General features: G+C 55.7%; 20 protein-coding genes. 4 read left to right on the forward strand and 16 right to left on the reverse strand.

Features of this window, described 5'->3' with window-relative positions; genetic code table 11:
* Positions 1-30: 30 nt before the first annotated feature.
* Positions 31-1113 carry an NAD(P)/FAD-dependent oxidoreductase gene (locus ACO0LO_RS06270; RefSeq protein ID WP_422963334.1) on the reverse strand — a complete coding sequence of 361 codons (1083 nt, stop codon included), beginning with the start codon at positions 1111-1113 and terminating at the stop codon, positions 31-33.
* A 137-nt stretch (positions 1114-1250) separates the two neighbouring features.
* Positions 1251-1574: a ferredoxin FdxA gene (gene fdxA / locus ACO0LO_RS06275; protein WP_422963335.1), complete on the reverse strand. Its 324-nt coding sequence runs from the start codon at positions 1572-1574 to the stop codon at positions 1251-1253.
* 509 nt (positions 1575-2083) lie between these two features.
* On the opposite strand from fdxA, the gene ACO0LO_RS06280 reads away from it, so the two are divergent.
* Entirely contained in the window at positions 2084-3064 is a 981-nt protein-coding gene (locus ACO0LO_RS06280; protein WP_422963336.1) for a 2-hydroxyacid dehydrogenase, read from the forward strand.
* A gap of 27 nt (positions 3065-3091) precedes the next feature.
* On the opposite strand, the gene ACO0LO_RS06285 is transcribed toward ACO0LO_RS06280, so the two are convergent.
* Both ACO0LO_RS06285 and ACO0LO_RS06290 read right to left on the reverse strand, forming a co-directional pair.
* Positions 3092-3346 (reverse strand): acyl-CoA-binding protein, encoded by a 255-nt coding sequence (locus ACO0LO_RS06285; RefSeq protein ID WP_422963337.1) that lies wholly within the window; start codon positions 3344-3346, stop codon positions 3092-3094.
* A gap of 184 nt (positions 3347-3530) precedes the next feature.
* Positions 3531-4229, reverse strand: coding sequence for a UPF0149 family protein (locus tag ACO0LO_RS06290; RefSeq protein ID WP_422963338.1), 699 nt, complete (start codon positions 4227-4229; stop codon positions 3531-3533).
* 151 nt (positions 4230-4380) lie between these two features.
* Here ACO0LO_RS06290 and ACO0LO_RS06295 point away from each other — a divergent pair, with 151 nt between their 5' ends.
* Positions 4381-5382, forward strand: coding sequence for a serine/threonine protein kinase (locus ACO0LO_RS06295; RefSeq protein WP_422963339.1), 1002 nt, complete (start codon positions 4381-4383; stop codon positions 5380-5382).
* Between the two features lie 81 nt (positions 5383-5463).
* On the opposite strand, the gene ACO0LO_RS06300 is transcribed toward ACO0LO_RS06295, so the two are convergent.
* The 7 genes from ACO0LO_RS06300 to ACO0LO_RS06330 all read right to left on the reverse strand — a co-directional run bounded on the left by ACO0LO_RS06300 (position 5464) and on the right by ACO0LO_RS06330 (position 14085).
* Positions 5464-6003 (reverse strand): response regulator, encoded by a 540-nt coding sequence (locus ACO0LO_RS06300; protein ID WP_422963340.1) that lies wholly within the window; start codon positions 6001-6003, stop codon positions 5464-5466.
* Positions 6003-7295, reverse strand: a complete 1293-nt coding sequence (locus tag ACO0LO_RS06305) for an HD domain-containing phosphohydrolase (protein WP_422963341.1) — start codon at positions 7293-7295, stop codon at positions 6003-6005. Before ACO0LO_RS06305 ends, ACO0LO_RS06300 begins: the two co-directional genes overlap by 1 nt.
* Complete coding sequence (locus ACO0LO_RS06310; RefSeq protein WP_422963342.1) at positions 7292-8770, reverse strand: ATP-binding protein; 1479 nt, start codon at positions 8768-8770, stop codon at positions 7292-7294. Before ACO0LO_RS06310 ends, ACO0LO_RS06305 begins: the two co-directional genes overlap by 4 nt.
* 93 nt (positions 8771-8863) lie before the next feature.
* Positions 8864-9706, reverse strand: coding sequence for an HDOD domain-containing protein (locus ACO0LO_RS06315; RefSeq protein ID WP_422963343.1), 843 nt, complete (start codon positions 9704-9706; stop codon positions 8864-8866).
* Positions 9699-10019: a hypothetical protein gene (locus tag ACO0LO_RS06320; RefSeq protein WP_422963344.1), complete on the reverse strand. Its 321-nt coding sequence runs from the start codon at positions 10017-10019 to the stop codon at positions 9699-9701. Before ACO0LO_RS06320 ends, ACO0LO_RS06315 begins: the two co-directional genes overlap by 8 nt.
* Complete coding sequence (locus ACO0LO_RS06325; RefSeq protein ID WP_422963345.1) at positions 10006-12705, reverse strand: EAL domain-containing protein; 2700 nt, start codon at positions 12703-12705, stop codon at positions 10006-10008. The genes ACO0LO_RS06320 and ACO0LO_RS06325 overlap by 14 nt, the downstream gene beginning before the upstream one ends.
* Positions 12706-12756: 51 nt before the next feature.
* Positions 12757-14085: an ATP-binding protein gene (locus ACO0LO_RS06330; RefSeq protein WP_422963346.1), complete on the reverse strand. Its 1329-nt coding sequence runs from the start codon at positions 14083-14085 to the stop codon at positions 12757-12759.
* 238 nt (positions 14086-14323) lie between these two features.
* Here ACO0LO_RS06330 and rpiA point away from each other — a divergent pair, with 238 nt between their 5' ends.
* Complete coding sequence (gene rpiA / locus ACO0LO_RS06335) at positions 14324-14995, forward strand: ribose-5-phosphate isomerase RpiA (RefSeq protein WP_422963347.1); 672 nt, start codon at positions 14324-14326, stop codon at positions 14993-14995.
* A gap of 72 nt (positions 14996-15067) precedes the next feature.
* Here rpiA and ACO0LO_RS06340 read toward each other — a convergent pair whose 3' ends face one another.
* Positions 15068-15340, reverse strand: coding sequence for an oxidative damage protection protein (locus ACO0LO_RS06340; RefSeq protein ID WP_422963348.1), 273 nt, complete (start codon positions 15338-15340; stop codon positions 15068-15070).
* A gap of 102 nt (positions 15341-15442) precedes the next feature.
* A complete protein-coding gene (gene argA, locus ACO0LO_RS06345; protein ID WP_422963349.1) occupies positions 15443-16753 on the reverse strand; it encodes an amino-acid N-acetyltransferase in 1311 nt (436 codons plus the stop codon).
* A gap of 276 nt (positions 16754-17029) precedes the next feature.
* On the opposite strand from argA, the gene hrpA reads away from it, so the two are divergent.
* A complete protein-coding gene (gene hrpA, locus ACO0LO_RS06350) occupies positions 17030-21175 on the forward strand; it encodes an ATP-dependent RNA helicase HrpA (RefSeq protein WP_422963350.1) in 4146 nt (1381 codons plus the stop codon).
* A gap of 91 nt (positions 21176-21266) precedes the next feature.
* On the opposite strand, the gene pepF is transcribed toward hrpA, so the two are convergent.
* The 3 genes from pepF to ACO0LO_RS06365 all read right to left on the reverse strand — a co-directional run bounded on the left by pepF (position 21267) and on the right by ACO0LO_RS06365 (position 24937).
* Positions 21267-23123: an oligoendopeptidase F gene (gene pepF, locus ACO0LO_RS06355; RefSeq protein WP_422963351.1), complete on the reverse strand. Its 1857-nt coding sequence runs from the start codon at positions 23121-23123 to the stop codon at positions 21267-21269.
* 198 nt (positions 23124-23321) lie between these two features.
* Entirely contained in the window at positions 23322-24713 is a 1392-nt protein-coding gene (gene dbpA / locus ACO0LO_RS06360) for an ATP-dependent RNA helicase DbpA (protein ID WP_422963352.1), read from the reverse strand.
* A 41-nt stretch (positions 24714-24754) separates the two neighbouring features.
* The gene (locus ACO0LO_RS06365; protein WP_422963353.1) at positions 24755-24937 is read right to left on the reverse strand and encodes a hypothetical protein; all 183 of its coding nucleotides are present in this window, start codon (positions 24935-24937) and stop codon (positions 24755-24757) included.
* Positions 24938-25324 lie beyond the last annotated feature (387 nt).

Consider the following 25324-nt stretch of genomic DNA (forward strand, 5'->3'; position numbering starts at 1 on the left):
CGTGATGCCTTTTATTTCAAGCGTGCATGCTTAGTCGAATACCGGTGTTTCCACGCCCAGTATCTTGTGCAGTTTCGGCGATGTCGTCGTGTACTGCATGTGGATTTTCTTTTCAGGGAAAATATACGGCGCCGCGCCGAAGGCTGCCAGCGCAGCTTCATGGAAACCGGACAGTATCAGTTTTTTCTTGCCGGGATACGTGTTGATGTCGCCCACCGCGAAGATGCCCGGTACATTGGTTTCAAACTTCTCGGTATTGACCACTTTCAACTGCTTGCGCTCTATATCCAGGCCCCATTCGGCGATAGGGCCGAGCTTTGGCGACAGGCCAAAGAAGACCAGCAGGTTGTCCAGTGGCATGCGGCGGGTTACGCCGTCAGCGCCGGTCACCTTGATTTCGGACAGCAGGTCGTCCTTGGTTTCTATGCCGGTGACCTGGCCTATTGTCAGCTGCATTTCATAGTTGTCGCACAGTTCTTTCATCTTGGCGACAGAAGCCGGCGCAGCGCGGAAATCTTCACGGCGGTGCAGCAGTACAACGGATTCGGCTTTGCCGGCCAGTGCCAGCGCCCAGTCCAGCGCGGAATCGCCGCCGCCGCAGATCACCAGGTTTTTACCATGGAACTGTGTAGGGTCTTTAACACGGTAGAACAGCTGCTTGTTCTCAAACGCATCGATGCCTTCGACTTTCAAGGTGCGCGGCTGGAATGAACCGACGCCGGCGGCAATGAAAATGGTCTTGGTAATGAAGCGCGTGCCTTGCGACGTTTCCAGGTCGAAGCGGCCATCTTCACGTTTTTGTACCAGAGAGACTTCCTGGTTCAAATGAAAGGTTGGCTCAAACGGCTCGATCTGTTTCAGCAGGTTGTCTGTCAATTCCTGGCCGGTGCAGACCGGTACGGCAGGAATGTCGTAAATAGGTTTGTCCGGATAAAGCTCCACGCACTGGCCGCCGACAACGGGCAATGAATCGATCACGTGCGCCTTGATTTCCAGCAGCCCGAGTTCAAAAACCTGGAACAGGCCAACCGGCCCGGCTCCCACGATGACTGCATCAGCTTCAATCGGATGCGCCGCCTGTCCGTTGGCGGAAGTAGATTGCTTGGTTTCCATACGACTCTTTATTCCTGATAAATACTATTTTCAGACGATAAGCTGCCAGGGACGTTCATCCCAAATATAACCGGCTATCGGTGCTACGATTTGCGCGAAGACTTGTTACGACCCTACCACGATACGCTTTTGCGCGCTTATCGTTGCAGGTGCTGCAGTTTGTCTTTGACGTCTTTCCAGTCGTCTGCGTCGGGCAGCGGGCTGACGGTTTTGGTGATCGATGGCCACTTGGATGTCAGTTCTATATTGATCTTGATATATTGCTGCTGGTCGGCAGGAACATCTTCTTCCGCATAAATGGCGTTGACCGGGCATTCGGCGACACAGACGGCACAATCGATGCATTCATCCGGATCGATTACCAGGAAATTCGGTCCTGCACGGAAGCAGTCCACCGGACATACATCCACGCAATCGGTGTAGCGGCAGCGGATGCAGGATTCGGTCACAACGTGGGTCATAACGTTCCAATCTTAAGTATTCTGGGTGTTCTAGGTGTTCTCTATGCGCATCGGGATAAAGCTATGCTGCAAAGCATTGTATTTTAAGGCAATTTCACATAACTCACAAATCAGGCTTAGATAAATTATGAATAAGCAAATGCGTTCCCGGCATTGGCCATCTGCTTGTCGCCGTCCTTGTGCACTATCCTGAATCTCCGGCAGGCCAAGGCGTGCTTGGTAATATGCTATCTATTGTCATGCATGCGCGATGGCAAAAGCCCGGGTGCCTTGGCAACTGCCTGATTTTGATGAAGCCCCCGCGGATTTGTTTGCGTGCATTTTACGGATGAATTATTTGCCGCCTGGGCTGAATAGAAATCATCTGCCCCGCAGGCGTCATGCTTGCCGCGAATCAGTTAAACTTATTTCATCGGACAGGCGTTGCGGAAATTTTATCGGCGCCGGCCTGCATTTAACCAAACAACATTTAACCGAACAACAGATGTTTTATTTTGAAAGTGGAATTCATGAAACCTGCCATCCTGGTCGCCCGCGCCGTTTTTCCGGAAGTGCTGGAGCGCCTGTCCCAGCATTTCGACGTTGAGTCCAACCAGGATGACGTTCTGTACACACCGGACCAGCTGGTCGCCAGGCTGCAGGGCAAGGCCGGCGTGATGTCCACTTCCAGCTCACGCTTTGATGCGGAACTTCTGGCCCGCTTGCCTGACCTGAAGATCGTCGCCAATATGGCGGTCGGCTACGACAATATCGACGTTGCCGCCTGCACCGCGCATGGCGTCATGGCCAGCAATACGCCAGATGTGCTGAATGAAACCACCGCCGATTTCGGCTGGGCGCTATTGATGGCGACAGCGCGCCGGATTACCGAATCGGAGCATTGGCTGCGCGCCGGGAAATGGCAGAAGTGGCGCTACGATTATTTTCTCGGCGCCGACCTGCACGGTTCCACGCTGGGCATCATCGGCATGGGCAGGATAGGGCAGGCGATAGCGCGCCGCTCCATGGGATTCGATATGCGGGTGATCTACCATAACCGCTCACGCCTTGGCGAGCAGCAGGAGGCGCATGCCAATAATGCACGCTATGTCGGCAAGGAAGAATTGCTACGCACCGCGGACCATGTCGTGCTGGTGCTGCCGTATTCCGCGGAATCGCGCCATACGATAGGCGCGGCGGAGCTGGACATGATGAAGCCGGGGGCAACGCTGGTCAACCTGGCGCGTGGCGGCATCGTTGACGATGTCGCGCTGATCGCTGCCTTGAAAGCGAAGAAAATTGCGGCGGCAGGGCTGGACGTGTTTGAGAATGAACCCAAATTCCATCCGGATTTCCTCGGCCTGGACAATGTGGTGCTGACGCCCCACATCGCCAGTGCTTCCACCCCTACCAGGAAGGCCATGACCAACCGCGCGGCGGACAACCTGATTGCAGCGCTCGACAGCAAGCAGCGCCCGCCGAACCTGCTGAACCCCGAAGCCTTCCGGTAACGCAGCGGGAAGACAGGCCTGCAGCGCTTACGCCTGCAGGTCGGTGATCAGGTCGATGTATTGCTGCATTGCGGCTTCCTTGTCCGTGCCGGCCAGCGCGGCCCACGCGTCGTACTTGGCGCGGCCTACCATATCGGTAAAGCCTGGCCTGTCGCCGCCGGCGTCGCCTGAGCTGGCTTGCTTGAACAGCGCATATATTTTTAGCAGAGTCATGTTGTCTGGACGTTCAGGCAGATTTTTTGAATCTGCCTGGGCTTGGATAAACTGGTCTTGCAGGCTCATGCGCTACTCCATGGAAAACAGGTGAAAATGGCAGGCCTGACCATAGCACAGTTGCTTTGATAGCCTGAAGCTCAACGCTAGAGGGTTTATTCGGTCCGCACGGGCATCCGGGCCTGGAATAAAAGAAGGGCGCATTGGAAGCGCCCTTGATACATGCAACGAACCGTTCGGCCTATGCAGAGGTTTAGTGGATCGTAGGCTCGGCGCCACAGCACTTTTTGTATTTCTTGCCGCTGCCGCAATCGCATACGTCGTTGCGGCCGACCTTGGGCGCTTCACGCTTGACAGTGGCGACGCCGGATTTGCGTAAAGGCGCCCAGAAACGGCGGATCTCCGGTATTGCCGCCTCCAGTTCTATCGCCAACTTGTGGCATTTCAACGGTGTATCGACCAGCACCATTTCTTCTTCTTCTATCTCTTCGGCGCCCAGCAGGTAGACAGGGCGCAGCATCGGGGCGATATTGGAGTCGCGTATCGGCTGCCAGGCTTCATCGCGCAGCTGCATGCCTTCCCAGAAACCCCAGGCCCAGGTTTCTCCGTCGATCAATTCCTTGCCGTCCTGCTCCATCACGCAGAACAGGGGTTCAAATTCTTGCGGCGCCACTTCAAACGTGATGGCAACCTCATTCATGAAGCGGGCGATCAGGCTGGTGATGCGCTCCATTTCCTTCTCATTCTTGAAATTGGGTTCGCCATCGTCCGGCAGGCCCCACACCAGCGGCAGCCATTCGGCCATGGGAATGACCTCCGGGCCTATCGCGATGGCGGTCATGTAGCCATGCAGCGCATCCATCGTCATGCCGTCATCGCCAACGCGGTCAGACATCAGGAATTTATCCAGTTCGTTGAATTCTTTATCGGAAAGGGGTTGGTCCAGATGCATATTGTGGCTCGTGGTAAGGGGTAAATACCGGCAGTGTAACCCAGCTTTTACGCCGAGGCACGCACTGTGCTCCGGTCGGCGGCGGTATCGGCATGCAGTTTTACATTGTATTCAATGCTTGGGCAGGCTGCTGGAGAAAGTACAATAGCGCATGACTGAAACTACCGCCCCCACTTCCTTTGCCGATTTAAGCCCAGACAGCGTGCTGGATGCGCTGGACTCGCTGGAATACACCGGATTTCGCTGCGATGGCCGCCTGCTGGCGTTAAATAGCTATGAAAACCGGGTTTACCAGCTGGGGATCGAAGATGGTCCGCCGTTGGTAGCCAAATTCTACCGGCCCCGGCGCTGGTCCGACGCGCAGATACTGGAAGAGCATGCGTTTGTCCAAACGCTGGTGGAGCGCGAAATTCCCGTGGTACCGGCGCTGGCAACGCCGGACGGGCAGACGCTGCACAATTACCAGGGTTTCCGTTTTTCTGTCTTTCCCAAGCATGGCGGCAGGGCGCCGGAACTGGATAATCCTGACACACTGGAGTGGCTAGGGCGCTTCATCGGCCGCATACACGCCGTCGGCGCCACGCAGACCTACCAGAGCAGGCCCTCGCTCGACATGGACAGTTTCGGCCGCAAACCGCTGGATTTTTTGCTGGCCAACGGTTTTATTCCGCCGGATCTGCTGAGTGCCTATCAAAGCACCGCGGAAATGGTGCTGGACGGGGTCGCCCGCTGCTATGACCGCGCTGGCGACGTGCAGGTGATACGCTTGCATGGGGATTGTCATATAGGTAACGTTCTATGGACCGACGCCGGCCCGCATTTTGTCGACTTTGACGACAGTCGCATGGGGCCGGCAATACAAGACCTGTGGATGCTGCTGTCGGGCACGCGTGCCGACATGACGGTGCAGTTCAGCGACATCCTTGCCGGTTATGAAGATTTCCATGATTTCCAGCCGCGCCAGCTGCACCTGGTGGAAGCGCTGCGCAGCCTGCGTCTGCTGCATTATTCCGCCTGGCTGGCCCAGCGCTGGGATGACCCCGCGTTCAAGCAGGCGTTTCCCTGGTTTAATACACAGCGCTACTGGCAGGACAGGGTGCTGGAATTGCGTGAACAGATCGCATTGATGGATGAGCCGCCGTTACAGGTGTAGCAGTGGGCTATGACAGATAAACCGAGGTACTTGTCGCATGCTCTTCATTTCCGGTTTGACTGTCACAAGCCACGGGCGGATTTAGTCCTGGCCATCCAGCAACACCGATCCACCCGGACCCCAGTTGACCTTGGTGATGCCGGGTTCGAGATTTTCCAGTTGCCGGATTTCTTTTTCTTCGACGGTCATCGTATCGCTCTGAGCACGTTGCTCATCCGCTAATTTTCGTTCTTCCACCAGTTGATCGTGGCGCGTGACAGCCAGTTGAACAATTTGCTCAAGCTCGGATGTCGTCCAGGGCTTGACGATATATCTGAACACCTCCGCCTCGTTGACCGCACCCATGATGGTGTTGAAGTCCGCCGAAGCGCTTAGCATCATCCTGACCATATCGGGCTGGATTTCCCTGGCGATACGCAGGAAACCCACGCCGTCGAGCCGCGGCATATGATAGTCCGACAGCACGAAATCGAAGCGTTCTTCGCCAAGGCGCTGGATTGCCGCTTGAGGATCAGTAAACATTTCAATATCGATGTCCAGTCTCTTTGCAATCGGCCTCAAGCTCCGATGCAAGGCGTGCAAAATATTCTGCTCATCGTCCACCAATAAAATTCTGCGCATTATCTTCTCCGGTGAATACGAATGATCAAGTGGGCATCCTGGGCTGCGCAGTATTGCACCAATTTTTCTATCATACGCTCACTCAGCACGTGTTCGGCGGGCAATAGTAAAATGCCGTCGCGCGACAGCAAGTCCCTTGAAAGTATCATGCCGGGCTGCAAATCCTGTGCAGCTACTTCGACGTCGTCGATGATCTCTTCATCGCCTATACCCATGACCACGTATTTGAAGGCTGCAGCCACCGCTTCATCATAACGGTTGCCGGCGCCCCGCAAAATCAGTTTTTGCGCTTCTTCGGCGGGTACGCGCCGCTGAAGCAGTACGCCTTGTTGCAAATTGTCATAGTCACTGGCAATCGACAGGATGCGGGAGCCCAGCGGAATGCCGTCTCCGCCCAGGCCGTCCGGGAAGCCGCCGCCGTCGTGACGCTCATGCTGGGAGCGTAATATCCGCGCCGTTACCTGCAGATCTTCCAGGGGCATCAGCAATTGTTCCGCGCGCAGCGTGTGCTTATGGAACTGGCCCAACTGATCGCCGTTCATTACATTAAGCGGGACTGCCAGCAATTCGTCCGAAAAGCCGATCTTTCCTATGTCCGCGAGCAAACCGGCCACAAATATCTCTTGCGCTTCGCGCTCGGTCATTGCCATCCTGAGTGCGATTTTCCGGGCCAGGTCCGCTACCCGGCGAGAATGCCCAGCCAGTTTGCCGCCTCGCATCTCGATGACGTTGGAAAATACCTTGATCGATGTCAGAAAATTGTTTTTCAGTTTTTCATTGGCCGTCTGAAGAGCAAGGGTGCGTTCCTGCACCTTTGCTTCCAGGCTGGCATTCAATGCTTTCAGTTCTTCATTCTGGCGCTGGGTCAGCTCTTCAAGACGCCGTTTTTCGGCTTCAAGCGCCTTGCGCTCCAGCGCATGGCGAACCACCAGCAGAATGTCATGGTCGTCCCATGGTTTCGTGATGTAGCGATAGATTTCGCCCCGGTTGATCGCATCGATAATAGACTGTACATCGGCGTAGCCTGTCAGCAGCAGCCGTACCGTATCAGGCCAACGGGACCGCACCTGCTCAAGAAATGCTGCGCCATCCATGACGGGCATGCGCATGTCGGAAATGACCAGATCCACACTTTCATTTTCAAGCAGCTCAAGGCCTTCCCGTCCGCCGGGCGCGGCCAGCACGGTGTAGCCTTTGGCACGGAACAGGCGACGCAGGGATGCAAGGATATTGGGTTCGTCATCCACGCAAAGAATTCTCGCTGGCGCAGCTATTGCGGGATCGTCCATCATTGTTCACCGCTTTCGTGGCTGTGGCTTGAACTGCTGTTGTCAACGTGCGTGATCGGCAGGACGATGGTAAATACACTTCCCTTGCCGGCTTCGCTTGAGACCAGAATCTGGCCGTTGTGTTTTTTGACTATGCCGTAAGAAAGCGACAGGCCCAGCCCGGTACCTTTTCCTATCGGCTTGGTCGTAAAAAAAGGATCAAAAATGCGGGATACCAGTTCCTTGGGAATGCCGCAGCCGGTATCTGATACTTCCAGGCTGACCGTGTCATCTTGCACTGTTGTGCGTATGCGTATGGTGCCGCGTTCGTTGCCGATGGCGTGCGATGCATTGACCACCAGATTCATGATGACCTGGTTGATTTGGGACGGCAGGCACTCGATGTCGGGTATAGGCCCATAATCCTTGATGACATCGGCCTTATATTTGATTTCGTTATTCACGATATTCAGTGTTGAATCTATTCCCTGATGCAAATTCGCCCATTGCCATTCCTGGTTATTGTCGACGCGCGAAAAATCCTTCAGGTCCTGGACGATCTTCCGCACCCGGACAATCCCTTCTTTGGATTGCTGCATCAGCACCGGTATGTCTTCCTTCAGAAAATCCAGCTCTATCTGGTCGCGCAGTTGTTTTAATCTCGCGGTCACTTCCGGGGCGGAAATATGCTGTTCACTTTCCTCGTAGGCCTGCAGCATCTGGAACAATGACGCCATGTAGTTTTCCAGCGTCCCGAAATTCGAAAAAATATAGCCGACAGGATTATTGATTTCATGCGCAACGCCAGCCGCCAATTGCCCTATGGAGGCAAGCTTTTCGGATTGCAGCAGTTGTTCCTGCGCCTTGCTCAACTGGGCGTTGAGTTCGGTCAATTCGGTGTTGCGCCTGATGAGCTCATGCTCAACGGTTTCTCTTTGCCGGATATCTGCCGCCAATTGCGCAGTTCTCTTTTTAACAAGATTTTCTAAATTGTCATGCGCTTGCCTCAGTGCGCTCTCCGCTTCACGTCTTTCGGTAATATCTTCAAGACTCTCGATTGCGCCGACGATTTCTCCCTTGCTGTTGTATAAAGGCGCCGCAGTGAAATGTATCCACAGGCCGCTTAGTCCCAGGTTGGGGAAGAAATCGTCCGCCTCATAAGCCCCCTTGATCAGCTGCGATCCCTTATATTTCTGGCTGTAAAATTCCGAGATGTGGCGTTCGGAGTCGTCGCCTATGATCAAATCGGCCAGGACCGGGCGCTTGCTGCGGTAAAAAGGTACCCATTGCCTTCTGGTCTGCACCATGGATGCGGACGAGTATCCGAGAATATGTTCGCACGCCTTGTTCCAGTGCGTGATCACATGGTCGTTGTTGATGACAAAGGTAGGAACGGGGTTGCTGTCCAGGAATTGAGAAAGTTCGAATCCCATCAGATTCAGCGCCGCCTGGTCCGGCGTCTTTTCGGCGCCAAGCAAAGAGTTGGCGGCGGATTCCACAGCAGGTTCCGTCTTGCGCCCCGTGAACGGAACTTCACCTTTGGCGGGCCCGGTTATGGGAATTTTATTGTTATCATTATTCACATCGGGCCTTTAATTGATGAGTATCCGGCAGATTTCTTCAAACTGTTTTTCTGTTTCCTTAAAAATGGCGGCGCTGTTCTCCTGAGTCAGTTTCAGCTTATCCCAGGCGTTTGTGCAGATACGGGGCACCAGCGCTTCCTCGTCTTCGGCAAGATCGAGCGCGTGGGCAATGGCATCGCCAACATGAACGACAACGGTAAGCATGTTGCTCTCGGCATGCTCCGTATCGTGATGATGCGCCACGGCCTCCTGCATTTCTTCTGGAAATTTCCAATACTCCGTCAGCGCTTTTCCTACCATCGCATGGTCGATGGCCAGAATCTCGCGTTCTGCATCCTGGATATAGCAATCGCGCTGTGCCCGCAGGAGAATGACCTGCTCATATTGTTCCTCATAGCGTGTCGCCAATACGAGTTTGCCTATGTCGTGCAGCAAGCCGGCGATAAATGCATGATCTTCGCTTGATTTAGCGTGTCGGGCCAACTGCTTCGCACAGACAGCGGTGGCGATGGAATGTCGCCAGAAGGCACGGAAATCAAATAGCCCCGACCGGGACCTGTTGAAGCTGCCTGTAATTGCCGTCGTGGTAATCAGCGTCCGGACGCTGCGAAATCCCAGCACGGCAATTGCTTCCTGGATGCTGGTAATTTTGTGCTGCATGCCGTAAAAGGAGGAATTGGCCAGCCTAAGCGTTTTCGCCGTCAGCGCGAGATCGTGGGAAATCTTTTTGGCAATGCTGTCAACATCCACTTCCTCCTGGTCCATGCTGCTCAGCAGTTCGGTTACGATAGCCGACAGCGCAGGCAGGTCCTGGATTTTCCTGATGACATCTACGGCAATAATGCTATTCATATTTTATGCCGACCCGATAAAGGCAGAGGTAATCCATTAACAGGCGGTTGGCTTTTTCCGCCTGCGAGTGCCGAAACAGCTTGGCCAGCCGGTGTTTCACGCGCTCCTGCTCCACGCGCGGATCAACGGTCGGTTCATCCGCGTCGGCGATACTGATGTCGGTCACGCCACGGCGCAGCAGCGATTTGATGGACGACGCCGTCAGAATGGTTCCCGCCTGCAGCAGGACATTTCCGTGCGCATCCTTCAGGTCGATGGCAATCTGCATGCCGTCTTCTGCCTGTTCCAGCGCAAGCTGTTTAATGCTGGCCATGGTGAACGTCCTTGAATGTGACCAGCTTTCCCCTGGATCGCGAACTTTCGCCCATGATGCGCCAGCTTACCTCGAAAGCCCGTCCTGTAATGGACATTTGAAAAACGTCCCCTTCATTGGCATGCTGCGCAAGACGGCTGAATTCGGGCAGAAAATCGTCGATATCCGCCCCCAGCATGGGCGCGGCGGTGAGAAACAGGATTTCGGCGGCGGTATTGATGAAAGCGATCATGTTGTCGTCGTCTATGCCGATCAGCGCAAGTGGAATGTGCTGCAGGGCCTCCCTGACGATTTCAAGGCTGATTTCGTCGCGTTTGATCTGTTGCTGCTTTTGAAGAAGAATGTCGGCAAGCTGGCGGTTGGCCTTTGCCAGCTCCTGGTTGCTTGCCTGTATCTGAAAGCTCAGGCGGCGATTTTCATCCGCCATTTCCTTGTAGATGAACGCTTCTTCTATATTCGCGCGAAGCTGCTCGTCGTCCCACGGTTTGGTCAGAAATTTGTAAATCGCCCCCTCATTGATGGCGTCGGTAATGGACTGTAATTCGGTGTAGCCTGACAATACGATGCGCACGGTATCTGGATGGCTGATTTTTGCTGCGCGGAGGAATTCAACGCCGGTCATATTCGGCATCCGCTGATCCGAGATGATGACATCAACCTTGTGGCTATCCAGCACTTGCAATCCCTCGCTGCCACTGTTGGCCAGCAAAATTTGATAGCCCTCACGTCGCAGCAGTCGTTTCAGGGATGCCAGGATATTCGGCTCGTCGTCGACCATCAATAAAGTACGCGGAGGCTTTTCCATGCGCAGAAGATGCGCCGGCAAACGCTGGCCGGCCAGCAACAGCATCTTCAGTTCCTGAGCAGGCAGCGGCCTGGAAAAAAAGTAACCTTGTATCTCATCGCACATCTGGTCGCAAAGAAATTCACACTGTGCTTCGGTTTCCACGCCTTCTGCGATGACCCTCAGCCCAAGGCTGTGCGCCATTGAAATCACGGCTTTGGAAATGGCGGCATCGCCTGCATTGGTATTGATATCCTTGACAAAGGATTGGTCCAGTTTGACGCAGTCGAAAGGGAAATGCTTCAGGTAGCTGAGTGCGGAGTAGCCCGTGCCGAAATCATCCAGCGCCAGTGTGATACCGAGCGTCTTGAGGTTTTTCAGGATGCTTCCGATGGAAATATTATTATTCATCAGAATGCTCTCCGTGATTTCCAGGGAAATCATGGACGGATCAATTTTTTCGGCAGATAAAATGTTCATCAATGCAGTGGCAAATTCCGGGTTCTGGAATTGTCTGGCCGAAACATTGACGGCGATGTTCGGCACGGCCAATCCCTCATTCATCCATTGCCGTATGTCGCCGCATACCTGCTTCAGCACCCAATCCCCTATGCTGTTGATGAGATTGGATTCTTCTGCGACAGGAATGAACAGTGAAGGCGGGATCATCGCCAACGCAGGGTGAAACCAGCGTACCAGCGCTTCCAGGCCGACGATTTTTCCGCTTTGCAGATTGACCTTAGGCTGATAGTGTACCAGTAGCTGGTTGCTGGCGATCGCCATGTGCAGGTCGCTGGTAATGGTTATTTTTTCCAGCATTTTTTCATTCATTTCTGATGAAAAAAACTGAAAATTATTCCGCCCCATGTCCTTTGCACGGGTGAGCGCGATATCGGCATATTTAGACAAAATGCCCGCGTCCTTTACGTCCTGCGGATACAAGGACACCCCCATGCTGCAGGTCACATGAAAGTTCTTGTCGTTTATTAAAAACGGTTTGGCAATCATGTGGGTGATTTTTTCGCAAATACGGCCGACATGGCTGGAATCGTCGATGTCCTTGAGAACAATGACAAATTCGTCAGCACCATGATAGGAGACAGTATCTCCCTCCCTGACGCATTTGTGCAGGCGCTCACCTATGCCTTTTAATATGTGATCTCCTGTCGAGTAACCGACGCCATCATTGATCAGTTTGAAATGATCCAGGCCGAGATGAATCAAAGCGACGATGCTGCCGTTCCTGTCTGCCAGCAGCAACGCCTGATGCATTCTGTCCGTCAGCAGGCTGCGATTCGGCAGTCCGGTTAGCTCGTCATGCGTCTGGCGGTAGTTGGCGCTTCCCGGCTGCCGGTCATGTTCGATTGCCTTTTGCGAAGCGATGAAATAAGAATCCAGCGCCACGCCGACATCGAAAAAAATGATCTTGGCCATGGTATTCAGGAAAGTGCTGAAGCGGCCGAAATGGTGTTCGCTTGCCTCCCATAAGACAGGGAGCAGGGCCTGAAGGTAGCTACGGTACATGTCCAGGTACCAGTCGGGGCCCAGGCCCATGTCCTGTAGTAGAAGGCCTGCGTTGATGTGTTGATGCTGATGGTTTTGCCGGCTGGAAAATTCTATCATCGACGACGAGTAAGCATCACGAATCAGCCTGAGTTTTTCGGCATCAGCCGACTGCATTAGCGCTGCCAGCCTCGGACTGGCGATCATGTTTTCGTACAGGAGTTCATCGAATTGCCGGCGGCGGGCGTGTAACTTTTCTCCCAAATTTGCCAGCGCTTCAATGTCTACCTGCTCAAGCTCCAGATAATGCCTGCGTTTGAAGTCGACACCTTCATTTCTGTCAGCGTCCCGGGGTAGGGTTTCTGTTTCATTACTGCTGCGATCGGTTTCGTCGGACATAAGAATTCGTCCCTTGTCATTGAACTGCGCTACCCGGCTGCCGGCCTGGAATCAGCCGTTCTGCTGCACAGGCAGATGTATCGTGAACGTGCTGCCTTTTTCCGGTTCGCTGTCAACTTCGATGCGTCCACCGTGTTTTTTGATGATGCCGTATGACAGCGAAAGCCCGAGGCCGGTACCGCTGCCTATGGGTTTGGTCGTAAAGAAGGGCTCGAAGATGCGGGTCAGGTTTTCGGCAGGAATTCCCGCGCCGGTATCGCTGAACCTGATCCATATCCATTGCCTGGCGTCGGCATCGCGTGTACTTCCCGTGCTGATGCGAATAATTCCGGTGTTCCTGATCGCATGCGAGGCATTGACGAGCAGATTCATGAAAACCTGGTTCAGCTGTGAAATAATGCATTTCACGGCGGGGATTTCGCCATATTCTTTTTCGATGCTCGCTTTGTACTTGATTTCATTCATCACGATATTCAGTGTGCTTTCAATTCCCTTGTGTATATCGGCCTCTTGCCAGTCGCTTTCTCCCACGTGCGAAAAATCCTTGAGAGACTGGACAATATCCTTGACGCGCTTTAGTCCGTCCATGGACTCTTCGACCAATGCTTCGGCATCCTCTTTCATGAAATCGATATCCGCTTTTTTTCTCAAGGCATCGATCAGAGGAGCGAGCTCGGCCTGTTGCGGAAACCGCTTGAATAACTGCTCGTATTGCGCAATAAGGCCGAACAGAGTCTGCATGTAGTTTTGCAGCGAGCCCATGTTAGAGTTCACAAAACCCACCGGGTTATTGATTTCATGCGCGATGCCGGCAGCCAGTTGGCCCACTGAAGCCATTTTTTCGGATTGCAGTAACTGCTCATGGGCCTCCTGCAATCTCCTGATCAGCAGTTGCTGCTCCTGTCCTTTTTTATGCAGCGCCTCTTCCATTTGCTTGCGCTGAGTGATGTCAGTCAGCGAACCTACCACTTCTATGGGTAATCCATCCTTGTCGCGGACCAGATGCAGCATGTCATGCATCCACACATATTGGCCCGACTGGCTAAGGAAGCGGTATTCATAGGTACGTTCTCCCTCTGTGAATAGCAATGCCAGACTGGAAAAAATAGAGGGAATATCGTCGGGATGAATATGGTTAAACCAGAAATTCGGGTCGGCGACCATCTCCTCGGGGTGGTAGCCCAGCACCTTGTAGGCGTTGCCGCTGACAAACGTCATCTTAAAATCCCCTGTCGGGACGCTGGTGTAGATGATCGCCGGGGTGTTGTCGAGCAGGTATTGCAGGCGAAGCGACGACGCAGCGTCATTTGCGGCTGTGCCCGATTGCACCGCATGGACATTATTTATGGAGGGAGAACTAAGTTCGTCGAATCGACTCATAGTGCAGAGACACTCTGATGAATTTCCATCGATTAGGACAGTGCAGGGTTGCCGACACCGGATAACTGGCGATACTTTCCTACATGTTAATGCAGATTAGCAAAAAATCAACCTCGAATTGATGATTGCGCCGTTTTAGGTGTTAACTGTCCATGGGGCGGCTGATTTGGCGAACAGGACACGTGCCATCCTTTACAATACCGGCATTTGAAAATTCCTAACCCTTTATTGAAATATCATGACCCAGGACGAACTGAAGCAGGAAGTCGCACGCGCCGCGATCCAGTATGTTGTAGAAAATGAAATCATTGGCGTGGGCACCGGTTCCACAGCCAACTTTTTCATTGATGAGCTGGCGAAGATGAAGGACAGGATCAAAGGCGCAGTCGCTTCCTCAGAAGCGACTGCGGCGCGCCTGCGGTCGCACGGTATCGCGGTGCTGGATCTGAACCAGGTGTCCTCGATGCCCGTGTATATCGACGGCGCCGATGAAATCACACCGCAAGGTGCGATGATCAAGGGCGGCGGTGCGGCATTGACGCGTGAAAAAATCGTCGCTTCCGTGGCTAAAAAATTCGTGTGTATCGCCGATGGCTCCAAGCTGGTGGACGTGCTGGGCAAGTTTCCACTGCCTGTTGAAGTTGTGCCTATGGCGCAGGCGGTGGTTACGCAAAAGCTGGCGCAAATCGGCGGCGAGCCACGCCTGCGCATGAAGGATGGCCAGCCGCTGCTGACGGATAACGGCAATGTGATCATCGATATGCACGGTCTGCAGATTGCAGATCCGGCCGCGATGGAAGCGGCGATCAACAATATCGTTGGCGTGGTGACGGTAGGCCTGTTTGCCCGGCAAGCGGCAGATGTGTGCCTGCTGGGAACGCCAGAGGGTGTGAAGACCCTGGTTTTTTAAATCCTCCAGCCCAGCAAAAAGCCCGCTGTGCATAGCCAGCGGGCTTTTGTATGTCTTGCCTTTACGGAAGGCTTACTCTGTCGGCGGCACGTAGCCTGTGGCAGCATCGGCGCCGTCGCCGAAGAAATGTTTTTCCATCTGCGTCGCCAGGTATTTGCGCGCGCGGGTGTCCGCCAGGTTCAGCCGGTTTTCATTGACCAGCATGGTCTGGTGCTTGAGCCATGCTGCCCAGGCTTCCTTGGAAACGCTCTCGTAAATCTTCTTGCCCAATTCGCCGGGGTAAGGAGGAAAGTCCAGGCCTTCTGCTTCCTTGTCCAGTTTAATGCAATGTATCATGCGTGCCATTTTGGTAACTCCTCAGTCTTGTCATGTTTCTTGTCGAGAGGCTGCACGGCATTTCACGCGGGCAAGCGTGCAGCTTTGCAGCAGCCTCTTCTGCGGCAGCGATTATAACTGTTTAATCAGAACTAGTGACTTGCGCTGCCAGTTGTACATCTTTTGCCTGTCCTTGGGCAGGTCGTCCACCGTGGCGCTAACGAAGCCGCGCTTCAGGAACCAATGCGCCGTGCGGGTCGTCAGCACGAACATGGAGTGGAAGCCGGCGCGCCTGGCGCGCTTTTCCATATGCTTCAGGATACGTTCGCCGTCGCCCTGACTTTGCACGTCCGGGTTGACGGTCAGGCATGCCATTTCCGCCATTTTTTCAATAGGGAAAGGGTAGAGCGCCGCACAGCCGAAAATAACACCGTCATGCTCGATGACGGAGAAGTAGTTGATTTCCCGTTCTATCAGTTCGCGGCCGCGCTTGACCAGCGTGCCATCCGCTTCCAGCGGTTCGATCAGCTTGATGATGCCGCCTACGTCTTCAATGGTGGCCTCGCGCAGGCTTTCCAGATTCTCATGGCTGATCATCGTGCCAACGCCGTCATGCGTGAACAGTTCCAGCAGCGCAGAGCCGTCCATCTGGTATGGCACGATATGCACCCTGGGCACGCCGCCACGGGACGCCTTGACCGCGTGTTCCAGGTAGAACGCGGAATCAGCCGGCAGGTAATTGGCTTTCAATTCCAGATCGGCCTGGGTGGAAGAAAGCTCACGCAGTTCATCGTTGTCCCTGTCCACCATCATCGGCGTTTCGCTGATAAAGATCAGTTTGTCGGCGCGCAGCGCGGTTGCCGCGGCTACGGCCACGTCTTCCATCGTCAGGTTAAAGGCTTCGCCGGTGGGCGAAAACCCCAGCGGGGACAGCAAAACCGGGCTGCCGGCATCCAGGATGCGGTGCATGACGTCATACGCGACCTTGCGCGCAATGCCCGTCAGTTGAAAATCCACGCCATCGACTATACCTATGGGCTTGGCGGTGACAAAATTGCCTGAGATAATGCGTACTGCGGCGTGCGCCATCGGTGTATTCGGCAGGCCCTGGCTGAAGGCGGCTTCAATGTCCAGGCGCAATTCGCCGGCGGCTTCCTTCGAACATTCCAACGCAGCGGTATCGGTAATGCGTATCCCGTTGTGGAAGCGCCCTTCGACGTTCCTCAGTCCCAGCTGTTCGGCCACTTGCGGCCGCGAACCGTGCACGACGACGATCTTGATGCCCAGCGCATGCAGCAGCGACAGATCCTGCGCCAGTACAGGCAATGCGCCGGACATGACCAGTTCGCCAGGGAAGGCGACCACAAAAGTCTTGCCGCGGAAGGCGTGGATATAAGGAGCGACCGAGCGCAGCCATTGTACGAATTGAACGGGATTTTCCATGCGGGCATTATAATCCGAGATACCCGTCTGAATTGTCGCCCGCAGGCAGCTGTTTGCATAAATTAATGAAGAAACTGCGGGGCTGGCGGCTCGACAAGGTCTACCGCTCTCTACAGCGGGACAATTGGCAGACGTAGGTTTGCTCCTGCAAGGCCGGGCAGATGTGGCAAATTTACACGCAAACCCTGCACAAACCCGTGCAAACCAAATGTAAATGATCGTTAGAGGCCGGGAACAGGGTGTCCGGGTGAAAAATCTGGGATAATCCGCAGCGCTATGTCGAATCAAACAAAAAAAACACCACTCAAAGCAGTAAGCGATTTGCGCCAGTTGCGCGACTCCCTGCGGCAGTCTTCCCCCCCAAGCCCGGTGAGTCCGGCAAGTGACGGAACACCGGCACCGGCCAAGCCTCAAGGTAAGACCCCGCATCAGCCATCCCAGCCTCGCTTGCAACGCCAGGCAGGGCAGCCGCAGGCTCGGAAAGCGCGGCCGGGTGTTGCCGCGACGCCAGCGGCGGGATCTGCGGGATCTTCGGTAGCGGCGGCGCCTGCAGGGCCTGTCCGTAATCCGCTGCCGCCGATCACCTTCCCGGAAGAGTTGCCGGTATCCGGCAGGCGTGCTGAAATTGCCGAAGCGCTTCAAAAGAACCAGGTCATCATTGTCTGCGGCGAAACCGGCTCCGGCAAGACCACGCAGTTGCCGAAGATCTGCCTGGAGCTGGGGCGCGGCCAGAAAGGCCTGATCGGCCATACGCAGCCGCGCAGGATCGCCGCCTCGTCCACTGCCAAGCGCATCGCGCAGGAGCTGAATTCGCCGCTGGGCGAAAACGTCGGTTTCAAGGTGCGCTTTACGGACACACTGAGCAAGGGCGCATCGGTCAAGCTGATGACCGACGGTATCCTGCTGGCGGAGACGCAAACCGATCCGCTGCTGAAGCAATATGACACCATCATTATCGATGAAGCGCATGAACGCAGCCTGAACATCGATTTCCTGCTCGGCTACCTGAAGCAGATGCTGCCGAAGCGGCGCGACCTGAAACTGATTATCACGTCGGCGACGATCGATGCCCAGCGCTTCGCCAACCACTTCGGCGAAACCGTCAATACGGCGGACGGCCCTGTCATCAAGCCGGCGCCGGTGATCGAAGTGTCCGGCAGGCTCTACCCGGTGGAAGTGCGCTACCGGCCGATTCAGGACACGGAGAAAGATAAAGAGCGCGATTTGATGACGGCCATCACCGATGCCGTCGATGAGCTGTGCCGCATCGGTTCCGGCGACGTGCTGGTGTTTTTGCCGGGAGAACGCGAAATCCGCGACACTGCCGAGGCTTTGCGCAAGCACCATCCGGCGCATGTGGAGATATTGCCGCTGTTTGCCCGCCTGTCGGCGCAGGAGCAGGAGAGGGTTTTCAAGATATCCAATGCACGCCGCATCGTGCTGGCCACCAATGTGGCCGAAACCTCACTGACTGTGCCGGGCATCCGTTATGTAGTCGATGCCGGCCTCGCCAGGGTCAAGCGCTATAGTTACCGCAACAAGGTCGAGCAGTTGCAGGTAGAGGCTGTGGCCCAGTCCGCAGCCAACCAGCGCGCCGGCCGTTGCGGCCGCGTTGCCGCCGGCGTGTGCATACGCCTGTACGACGAACAGGATTACCTGCAAAGGCCTAAGTTCACCGAACCTGAAATCCTGCGTTCGTCGCTGGCCTCGGTCATCCTGCGGATGAAAACGCTGCACCTCACCGATGTCGAGAGCTTTCCCTTTATCGAGCCGCCGCTGGGCCGCGCCATTGCCGACGGCTACCAGCTGCTGCAAGAGCTGGGCGCGGTGGACGACACCAATCGCCTGACACCCCTGGGCCGACAATTGGGCAAGCTGCCTCTGGACCCGCGGGTGGGGCGCATGATCCTGGCCGCCAGGGAAAACCAGTGCCTGAGTGAAATGCTGGTCATTGCGTCTGCCTTGTCGGTGCAGGATCCGCGCGACCGGCCGATGGAGGCGCAGGCTGCCGCTGATCTGGCGCACAAGAAATTTGCCGACGAGAAATCGGAATTCCAGAGCTACCTCAAAATCTGGAAATGGTTTGAAGATGCGATCGAGCACAAAAAGACCAACCGCCAGCTGATGGATAACTGCCGCGCCAATTTTCTGTCGCAGCTACGGCTGCGCGAATGGCGCGATGTCCATAGCCAGTTGCTGACAATAGTGCGCGAACAGGGTTGGCGGCTGAATGAATCGCCGGCCACATATGAGCAGCTGCATACCGCGCTGCTGACGGGCCTGCTCGGCAATATCGGCTACAAGTCCGACGAGGAAGCGCATTACCTGGGCGCGCGCGGCATCAAATTCTTTATCTGGCCTGGTTCTACGCTGGCCAAGAAAGCCGGCCGCTGGATCATGGCGGCCGAGCTGGTGGATACGACCCGCCTGTATGGGCGCTGCATCGCGCAGATACAGCCGGAATGGCTGGAACGTGTTGGCGGCCATCTGCTGAAAAAATCGTATGGCGAACCGCGCTGGGAAAAACGCACCGGCCAGGTGTCGGCGTTTGAGCGCGCGACGCTGTATGGGCTGGTGGCGTATAGCCAGCGCCGTATCCAGTACGGTCTGACGCATCCTGTAGAAGCGCGCGAAATTTTCATTCGCGATGCGCTGGTGGAAGGGGAGTTCGATACCCGCGCGCCGTTTTTTGCGTTCAACCAGAAGCTGGTGCGCGAGATCGAAAACCTGGAACATAAATCGCGCCGCGTGGACGTGCTGGTGGACGAGCAACTGATTGCCGCCTTTTACGACAAGCTGATTCCGGCGGATGTCTGCAATGCAGTGCAGTTTGAACAGTGGCATAAGGAAGCGACTGCGCAAAACCCCAAGCTGCTATACCTGAACCGTGAAGACCTGATGCGGCATGAGGCGGCCGGCATCACCACCGACCTTTTCCCAAAAAGCATGCAGGTATCCGGCGTGCCGCTGATGCTGAGTTACCATTTTGAACCCGGCAGCCCGCGCGATGGCGTTACATTGACGGTGCCTCTGTTTTCTCTGAACCAGATAGTGGCCGACCGCTGCGACTGGCTGGTGCCGGGCATGCTGAAGGAAAAAGTGCATCTGTTGCTGAAATCGCTGCCGCAAAAGATACGCAGACACTGCGTGCCCCTGCCGGACTATGCGGCCGGGTTCTGCGAGCGCTGCGATTTCGGCACCGGCAATTTCCTGGATACCCTGATCGCCGATATCCGCGAACAGACGGGCCTGCTGACCAAGACCACGGATTTCAAGTCTGAAACCCTGCAGGCGCATCATTCGATGAACTTCAAGATTGTCGATGAGCATGGCCGGCAGCTGGAAATGGGGCGCAACCTGTCTGCCTTGCGCGCCGAATTCGGTGGACAGGCGCGGGAAAGCTTCCAGCGCATTGCCTCTGCAGAGAAACTCAGCCTGCTGGATTCCGGTTCCGGCAAGGCGCCGGCACCTGCACCGGCCAAGCAGGGCAAGCAGGGTAGGCAAGACGGTAACCGGCCGGTGGCACTGTCTGCAATGGCAGCGCCTGCAGGCGCCGCCAGGCCCACAGTCAAGCAGGAAAACCTGACTGCCTGGACCTTCGACAGTCTGCCGGAGTTGCTGGAGATCCAGCAGGGCAAACAAACCCTGATCGGGTATCCGGCGCTGGCGGATAAGGTCACGCATTGCCAGATCGAGGTATTTGACGATCCGGATGAAGCCGCCAAAGTACACCGCACGGGCTTGCGCCGGCTATTCGCGCTGCAACTGAAGGAGCAGGTCAAGTTCCTGGAAAAAAATATTCCCCGCTTGCAGCAAATGGGCATGCAGTTCATGGCGCTGGGCTCGCAAGAGGAATTGCGCGACCAGATCATCCAGGCGGCCCTGGAACGGGCCTGCCTGCAAGAGCCCCTGCCGAAAAACTCCGGCGAATTCAATATCCGCAGGGAAGAGGGCAAGTCCCGCCTGAACCTGCTGGCCAATGAAATCGCCAGGCTGGCGGGACAGATACTGGCCGAATACCACGGCCTGCCGAAGAAGCTGCAAGGTCTGAAGGCGCATCCTCCAGCGGCCTCCGACATGCAGGCGCAACTGCAGGCACTGGTGACCAAGCGCTTCATTGCGGAAAACGATTTTACGCAATTGTCGCATTTCCCGCGCTATCTGAAGGCGATGACGGTGCGCATGGACAAGCTCAGGGCCGATCCCGCGCGTGACGCCAAGCTGATGGCGGAATGGTTGTCGGTCGCGCAGGCCTTTCAGCGCATGCCGAAAAAAGGTGAGCAGAATGCCGACCCTAAACTGGTCGAGTTCCGCTGGCTGCTGGAAGAGCTGAGGGTGTCGCTGTATGCGCAGGAGTTGCGCACGCCGATGCCGGTATCGGTGAAGCGGCTGCAAAAGGTATGGGAATCGATGCAGCGTTAGCAGCAAGCGTTTGCCGGAGTCATGAAAAAAAAGCCCCGCTCTGTATCAGAGCGGGGCTTTGCTTTGCAAGCAGCCTGAACGGCCGCGGTGCTTATTTGCGTTTGGCCTGGATCGCTTCGATCTGGTCCATGATCTTGTTCATGCGTGCAAACACTGCCTGGTAAGGCGCAGGTGTTGCCATATCGACGCCGGCGGACTTGACCAGCTCGTATGGATACGCGGAACCGCCGGATTTCAGGATATTCAGGTACTTGTCCTTCGCACCCGGCACGCCTTTCAGAATTTCATCCGCGAACATGGAGCCGGCAGCAATCGACGTTGCATACTGGAACACATAGAAACGGTTGTAGAAATGCGGGATGTAAGCCCATTCTATCGCGTACAGGTCGTCGATCTTGACTACGCCTTCCTTGTCGCCATGGTAGCTCTTCAGGATATCGCCGTAGATCTTGGTCAGTGCGTCGCCGGTCAGCGATTCGCCCTTGTCCACGCGCGCATGTACTTCACGCTCGAAATCGGCAAACATAGCCTGGCGGAAGAAAGTGCCGCGCAGGTTTTCCAGTGCGGAACCCAGGTACAGCAGGCGCTCGTCGTCGTTCTTCGCGATTTTCAGCATGTGGTCCAGCAAGAACACCTCATTGGTGGTCGATGCAATCTCTGCCGTGAAGATAGGATAGTCGGCAGTGATGTAAGGCTGGGTCTTGTTGGCCAGGTAGGAATGCATTGCATGGCCCCACTCATGCGCTTCGGTGGACACCGACTCGTAATCGTCATTGTGGTTCAGCAGCAGGTAAGGATGCACATCGTAGGCCGCGCCGTTCATGTAGGCGCCGGAACGCTTTTTAGGACGCGGATAGACGTCCATCCAGCGCTGGGTCACGGCCTTGGTCATGGCCTGCACATAGTCGTCGCCCAGAGGCTTGACCGATGCCAGCATCAGCTGCGTGCTTTCCGTGATCGGGTATTTCAGGTCGCTATGCACGAGCGGCGGATAGATGTCGTAGTAACGCATCTCCTTGACACCCAGCATGTTGGCGCGCAGCTTGAAATAGCGGTGCAGCGTAGGCAGGTTGGCGCGGGTCTGTTCGATCAGCATGTTGTACACGCCGACCGGCAGCTTGTTCGCATCCAGCGCCTGCGTCAGCGAATCCGGATAGTGGCGTACTTTGGCGTACACGGAATCCTTCTTCAGCATTTCATAGAAGGTGACGCCGTAGGTGCGTTCGAATTCCTTCCATTTGCCCCAGAATGCATCGAACACCAGTTTGCGGTCTTCACGGTTGCCGACTGCGCGGTATTTGGTATAGGCGGCCTGGTCGATGACGACTTCCTTGCCGTCAGACAGCTTGACCTTGGGCCATGGCATGTCGGAGCTGGACAGGGTGGAATACACGGTCTGCCCGGTATTGGTCGCCATGCCGAAGGTCGCTACCAGTTGCTCGCCTTTTTTGTCCAGCGTATGCGGTGCGCCGCGCAGGATGTCATCCATAGAATGGCTGTAGATGGCCAGCGACTTGTCTTGCGTCAGATAGGATTTGACTTTGGCCGCGCCGATGGTCAGTACCTCAGGACGCAGGAAGGAACTGGCTTCCTCTACTTTGCTGCCCAGGATTTCAGAGCGCTGGTTCAGGTCCAGGCCGGGCGTGCCGCCGGTGTCCTGGTCGTGGAACTGCGATGCGTAGCTTGCCAGACGGGAGTAGCGTTTCAGTATGTCGGCATTCAGGTCCAGGCAGGCCTTGAAGCGTTTGACGGATTCGCCCAGGTGGCCGCTGCAGCCGGCGATGTCTTTCAGCTGGCTTTCCAGCTTGACGGCATCCTTGTCCCAGTCGGCACTGGTGGCATACAGGTCCTGCAAATTCCATTTGTCGGCTTCGGTCTCCGCGAAGGCGGCCAGGGAAGGAAGTGCGATGGCTACAGAGAATAGACTACGGATGAGATACTTGTGCATGGCATCTTTTGTGTTCTAGAAGGTTGATCGGAACCAAGGCGTCCTGTTTCGGCACAATGTAGTAGCAGTTTTTCTGTGCCGACATGGTAAAGCCCGCGACTTCGGCATTATTGTGAGCTAAAAGTTCACAAATTTGAACGGGCCTTGAAAATTTTTTTTCTTTTATACGTTTTTGGCAACACTCCTGCAAATTATCGCTCAGACAACCGGGATGAAGCGCATCTTGAAGCTGCGGCCCTTGATATTCCCCTGGCTCAGTTTGTCATGGGCCTTCTGTGCAATGCCGGCTTCCAGCGCCACATAGGTCATGAACTCAAACACGTTGATCTTGCCGACTTGTTCCTTGCTGAGCCCCGCGTCGCCAGTCAATGCGCCCAGCAGGTCGCCGGGGCGCAACTTGTCTTTTTTGCCACCCATGATGCACAGGGTTACCATAGGCGGCTGCAAGGCTGCGCCGGAGGCCGGCTCCAGATCAGCCAGGCTGGACCATTGCACCGGACCTTGCTGATAGTCCTCTATCAGCTTCACCCATTTCTTTTCGCTTGGCGATGCCAGGCTCAGCGCCAGGCCTTTTTCACCGGCGCGGCCGGTGCGGCCTATCCTGTGGATGTGGACTTCGGTGTCTTTCGACACGTCCACGTTGATGACTGCACCCAGCGTCTGGATGTCCAGGCCGCGTGCGGCAACGTCGGTTGCCACCAGCACCGAGCAGCTCTGGTTGGAAAACAGCACCAGGATTTCGTCGCGCTCGCGTTGTTCCAGGTCGCCGTACAGCGCCAACGCGCTGAATCCCTGGTCGCGTAATTCTTCCGCCAGTTCCTGGCAATGGATCTTGGTATTGCAAAAAGCCAGCGTCGATACCGGGCGATAATGGTTCAGCAACTGGGCGACGGCGGCATTGCGGGTTTCCGGCGTCACGGCATAAAAGCGCTGTTCTATGCGGCTGCCATCGTGCTGGGCTTCCACCTTGACTTCTGCGGGCTCGCGCAGGAACTGTTCGCTGGCGCGGCGGATGTCGTCGGCATAGGTGGCGGAAAACAGCAGTGTCTGGCGGCGCGGCGAGCAGGCGCTGACGATAGAGTGGATGTCATCGTAAAAGCCCATGTCCACCATGCGGTCCGCCTCGTCCAGCACCAATGTCTGCACGGCATTGAGCTTGATCGTGCCACGGCTGATATGGTCGATCAGGCGGCCGGGCGTGCCCACGACAATGTGTGCGCCATGCTCCAGCGACGCTATCTGCGGCCGCATCGGCGCGCCGCCGCACAGCGTTAGTATCTTGATATTGTCGGCAAAGCGCGCCAGCCGCCGCAACTCGTTCGACACCTGGTCCGCCAGCTCGCGCGTCGGGCAGATCACCAGGCCCTGGACTGCAAAATACGTGGGGTTCAGTTTCGCCAGTATGCCTATGCCGAAGGCCGCGGTCTTGCCGCTGCCGGTCTTGGCCTGCGCGATCAGGTCTTGTTGTTGCAGGATGATGGGCAGGCTCTGTGCCTGGATGGGCGTCATTTCCTTGTAGCCCAGGCTGCCCAGGTTGTTCAGGAAGGCTGGCGACAGCGGAAGGGTAGAGAAGGAATTGATATTGTCCATGGCGGAGCGTCTGTCAGCTTTATAAGTGGGTACAGGCCGTACTATACAGGTAGTGGTAGAGGTAGTGACCCGGTATCGGCCGTGCCCTCGTCTTTTGCCCAGACCGGCAGGCCGGTCAAGTCCATATTGTTATCCCGGCTCCAAGGCGGCAAGCCGCTGGCATCGGTGGGTTCCAGCAATTCCAGCTGTTGCTGTATCGGGGAATTTCTATTTTTTTGCGACATGGCATGCCGGTTTCTTGATGCCGTGCTGTATTCCGGCTCCAGGCCGGGAAGCTCAAGAGTCTTGCAGTCTGTTATATCTCGCATCTCACGTATCTGGTCAAAAATCCTCGGGTAAGCCGCCCGGCAAACCCGGCCCGGCTTCGCGCGGGAGCGACATCTTACTAAAGAAATGCCGTCAACTAAAGCGAAAGCAGTGAATTTACCAAAACGGGCAGGTTGGACGCCTGCAAAACCTGGTCCAACGCCGGTGGAGAGCGGCGGAAAACAGAGCTTTTCGGAAAACGCTACAATGGCCGCCTCCAGACCCGCGGCCTAACCGGCGCCAGTGTTGGTGCAAGGGCTAGCCTCAGCACGGGACAGCATGCCGCGATGGAGTTGGATAACCGT

Source organism: Undibacterium sp. TJN25 (assembly GCF_049339885.1).
Taxonomy (GTDB): Bacteria; Pseudomonadota; Gammaproteobacteria; order Burkholderiales; family Burkholderiaceae_D; genus Undibacterium.